This window comes from Priestia sp. P5_B4 (assembly GCF_056400385.1).
This window is the reverse complement of record NZ_JBFULJ010000311.1, coordinates 1-4,099: the sequence shown is the minus strand read 5'-3', so window position 1 is coordinate 4,099 and position 4,099 is coordinate 1. Positions and strand designations below refer to the sequence as shown.

General features: G+C 34.0%; 5 protein-coding genes and 1 pseudogene. 5 read left to right on the top strand and 1 reads right to left on the bottom strand.

The features are described 5' to 3' along the window. Positions 1-214: DinB family protein (locus tag AC1DRF_RS18195; RefSeq protein WP_477741332.1), on the top strand; the 214-nt coding region annotated here is incomplete at its 5' end. 199 nt (positions 215-413) lie between these two features. On the opposite strand, the pseudogene AC1DRF_RS18190 reads toward AC1DRF_RS18195, so the two are convergent. Beyond that, positions 414-518: pseudogene (locus tag AC1DRF_RS18190) on the bottom strand (GNAT family acetyltransferase); the annotation flags it as partial. 130 nt (positions 519-648) lie between these two features. Here AC1DRF_RS18190 and AC1DRF_RS18185 point away from each other — a divergent pair. The 4 genes from AC1DRF_RS18185 to AC1DRF_RS18170 all read left to right on the top strand — a co-directional run bounded on the left by AC1DRF_RS18185 (position 649) and on the right by AC1DRF_RS18170 (position 3,714). Next, positions 649-954, top strand: a complete 306-nt coding sequence (locus AC1DRF_RS18185) for a hypothetical protein (protein ID WP_377577654.1) — start codon at positions 649-651, stop codon at positions 952-954. An 11-nt stretch (positions 955-965) separates the two neighbouring features. Next, complete coding sequence (locus AC1DRF_RS18180; protein ID WP_477741331.1) at positions 966-1,541, top strand: hypothetical protein; 576 nt, start codon at positions 966-968, stop codon at positions 1,539-1,541. Positions 1,542-1,935: 394 nt separating this feature from the next. Continuing rightward, positions 1,936-2,859, top strand: coding sequence for a LysR family transcriptional regulator (locus AC1DRF_RS18175; protein ID WP_377560551.1), 924 nt, complete (start codon positions 1,936-1,938; stop codon positions 2,857-2,859). 165 nt (positions 2,860-3,024) lie between these two features. Then, complete coding sequence (locus AC1DRF_RS18170) at positions 3,025-3,714, top strand: alpha/beta fold hydrolase (protein ID WP_116515652.1); 690 nt, start codon at positions 3,025-3,027, stop codon at positions 3,712-3,714. The last annotated feature ends 385 nt before the right edge of the window (positions 3,715-4,099 follow it).

The window sequence follows — 4,099 nt, the reverse complement described above, 5'->3', positions numbered from 1 at the left end:
GCAATGGACAGATGAATCTTTAGAACATACGCAAGAAGCATTCGGAAGAACCCAATCAAATGCCACAATCTTAATGGGACTAATCAAGCATATTGTTCATCACCGAGGTCAAATTACCATTCTGATGCGTCAAGCAGGACTAAAACCGCCTGGAGTTTATGGGCCTCCAAAAGAAGATTGGGTTCATTTAGGTGTGGAAAACTCACCGCTTTAATAATATCAGGTAAATAAAAAAGAGGCTGTCCATAGAAAATACTATAAAATTTTTTTCTAGGCAGCCTTTAAGTAAAACCTAATTAATCAGTTAGTACTTACTCTGAAAAAGCTTTTGAGCACTGCACAACACCTTGCATATTTTTTAATAATCCCTCTGTTAACTCTAAGGTCATAAAGAATTCTTCAGGAAAGTCAAAATGTTCTTTCTTATCGCTGTATTCTTCAGTTAAAAAAGCGCTTTTCACAACTTCTTCAGTTTTATTATATTCTTCAGTGAGTTCTTGTTTAATTAAGATATCCATAATTAGTATGTATATATTTTATAGTGTTATATTCTATGAGTCCACCTTTAATACATAATATTTGTAAATTTTTATGGTAAAATATACTATATATGTTAAATTAGAGTGTGTGAAGAAGGGGTAATATCTGATGTTGAACGTATTATTTATATGTTTAGTAAGCTGCTTCATTATTTATATTGGGAAACGTGTATGGAAAAAAGGTAATACTAGTTTCATTGCTGGGTATGGAAAGATATTTACACCTAAGGATGAAAAACAGCTCGCTAAAGGAATTGGCCTTATTATTATGTTATTTGGCTTTGAATCTATAATATTCCCCATTCTCTCTTTGTTTTTTGAAGGGAGTGGCTTTTATTATGGATTGCTGGTTGTATTAAACTTCTTCGCTATATTTGGACTTATGATAAAGGATCAGGTGCAGGGAAAAGTCTAAGGAGGAGAAATATGAAAAAGTTCTATCTTGGTTTGTTTATTATGTGTTTGATGTTTATCATTTCCGCTTGTTCAAAAACCGAATATGTAAACAATGTTGAGTACTTAAAATTACAAAAAGCAGAGGTACTATTAACAAATGATAAAAAAATCGTTGGGGAARTGATAGTTCCTGATAAAAAGAATAAAARTAAACATATCGTTCCAACGGAGTTACGCTATACATTTACGATGGAAAATACGTCTAACAATATTATGGCTCTCTCTGATTTCGCTAAAACAACCATTCGCATAGAACCAGATAAGGAGTTGGTATCAGCTGTAAAGGAATCAATTGGTTCAAATATTTATAATATGGATAACAATAAGTTAGGTATTGGTATGAGTATAGGAGAAATTCCATCTAAAGGAACAAGTAAATTTACTCTTAGTTATACCTTAGGAGCAAAGGAAAAAAATAATGAATTACCTCTTTTGCCAACTGAAGAAAAACTAAAAAAGCTACAAGCTAATGCGTTAAAGGGTACACTCATTATCTCCCAAGATGACAAGGATATTGCAAAGTTTAGGTTAGATTCAAGCCAATAAACATGATTACAAGTTTAAATAATAGATTAATAGCTCGCTAATTCTGTATATCGTCAGCGTTAGCGAGCTATTGTTTTTATATTTATACGCTTGTATGTGGATTTACTTTTTCAAAAAATAAAATTGATTAGCCTTACTTATTTGGTTACGATAAGCGCTCGAATAATTTCATTCCAATAGTATTTAAAGTTTTTGTCACTTGTATTTTTTTGCATTAGAACGGTTTGTTCCTTTGTATTCTCTTTTTTTATAGACATTATGATTTCCCCTTATCTCTTTATATTTAGTATGTTGTGGTTTGATTTACCATATTTTATAATGAAATTAGCAATCGTTACAGATGAACATTACGATTGAATCAATCGAAATATCCGATTATAAAGAGGTGAGGAAAATCGAAATAAAACAACTGATTACGTTTAAAACAGCTGCAGAAAATTTAAATTTTACATATACAGCTAAAATTTTGAACTTTGCTCAATCAAGCGTTACCGCTCAAATAAAAGCTCTTGAAAATGAACTTGAAACTCCTTTATTTGAACGTCTCGGAAAGCGCTTGGTTTTAACAGAGGCAGGTCGAGAATTTAAAAGGTACGCCGATAAAATGATTCAATTGACTAAGGAAGCAAAAAACGCTGTAAGTGGAGTGGAAGAGCCTGCGGGTACACTTATTATTGGATCTTCTGAAAGCCAGTGCACGTATAGATTGCCTCCAATATTAAAAGAGTTCAAGGATCAATTTCCAAAGGTTAAAATGATCTTTAAGCCCACTTACTCTCAAGCACAAACAAGAGCGCAGCTACTAGACGGCACTCTTGATATCGCCTTTACGATGGAGCCTATCCAGCATCATGATGCAAATCTACATACACAATGTCTTGTTGCAGAAGACTTGAAAATTATTGCTGCTCCTCAGCATCCTTTAGCTGATAAAACGGATATCTACTTAGAAGAGCTTGAAAATGAGACTCTTTTGTATACTGAGTCGGGGTGTTCATACCGGGTAGTATCGGAAAATTTGTTTCGCGAGGCGGGTATTTGTACATCAACTAAATTTGAATTTGCAAGCGTGGAAGCTATTAAGCAATGCGTCATGCTAGATTTAGGTATTGCGATATTGCCCGAAGTAGTAGTAAAAGGAGAGCTTGAGAAAGGCGTGTTAAAAGAATTGGCTTGTACTAAAATTGATACGCCTCTTTATACACAAATGTTTTGGCATAAAGATAAATTTATGTCTCTTCCTTTACAATCTTTTATTCAATTGGCTTACAGTACTTTTGGTTTAAATTATATAGGTATCGAAAGTAAAAAACTCTAGGTGCATTATGCTGACTAAAGAATTACACTGGATACATAAAATAATCTAATATCTTTCCTAATAAGATAAGAGGTGAAGGAAATCTTCATTCCTTCGCTAATATATAGATGAACCTTAATAAACTAGATTTTAATTGGTGAAATCTGAGTTAGGAGTTGATCTAATTTGAAAATGCGAGTAAATCAAATTGAACTAAATGGTTTAACATTTCAATATCGAGAGGCAGGCGAAGCTTCGGCACCCGCTATTATTGCACTTCACGCTTTGGGAATGAGTGCAGAGTCTTGGGATGAAGTAGCAGCTGTATTAGGAGAGGAATATCGATTTTTAGCTTTAGATCAGCGAGGACACGGTGGAAGTGAAAGAACCGGTACCTATACGTTTGAACTTATGTGTGATGACTTACTTCAGTTCGTAAATGTGATGAATTTGGAGCGCTTTACGTTGATTGGGCATTCTATGGGGGGGACGGTGTCCTATCTTTTTTCTGAAACATTTCCAGAAAGGGTAGATCAATTGATTGTTGAAGACACTCCTCCACCTTTTACAGGAGAAAAGTTCGAAATTCCTGCCAAACCGCCTGGTCCTTTACCGTTTGACTGGGAGGTTGTACCTTCAATTCTTCAACAGTTAAACAACCCCAATCCTAAATGGTGGGAAAGTCTTACAGAGATAATTGCACCTACTCTCATCATAGGAGGAGGATCCAGCCATATTCCTCAAGATAAATTGCAAGAAGTTTCTAAGCGCATTCCAAATTGTAAATTAGTAACGATAGAAGGGACTGGACATGAGGTGCATGCAGGAAACTTATCCGCTTTTTTAACTGCTGTGAAAAGCTTCCTTGATTCGTGACTTTCTGGAGCGTTTATTTAATTCTAAAGTTTGRTTAAGTAAATAATATGGTAAAAGTTATTAAATTTTTATAGAAAGGGAGACTATACGTTAGTCTCCCTTTTAATCTGCCGATATGTTAATATGTAGATTATATGTAATAAAATTCATAATCGAATAATTTTTATGGGRGATAAATAAACGCCTTTTAATAGTAATAGGGAATGCTATAGCTCATTAAATGAGCATGTTTGAAAGGGGGAGAGTTTCTTGTTGAAATTTATAGAAAAGGGTTTTTTCTATGGCCTTATTTTAGGAGGATCATTAGGTTTCTTTGTGATTCCATATAAAGAAGTTGAATCAGTCGGTGATGGTGTAACAGAAACAACCTATTTAAACCTCATTG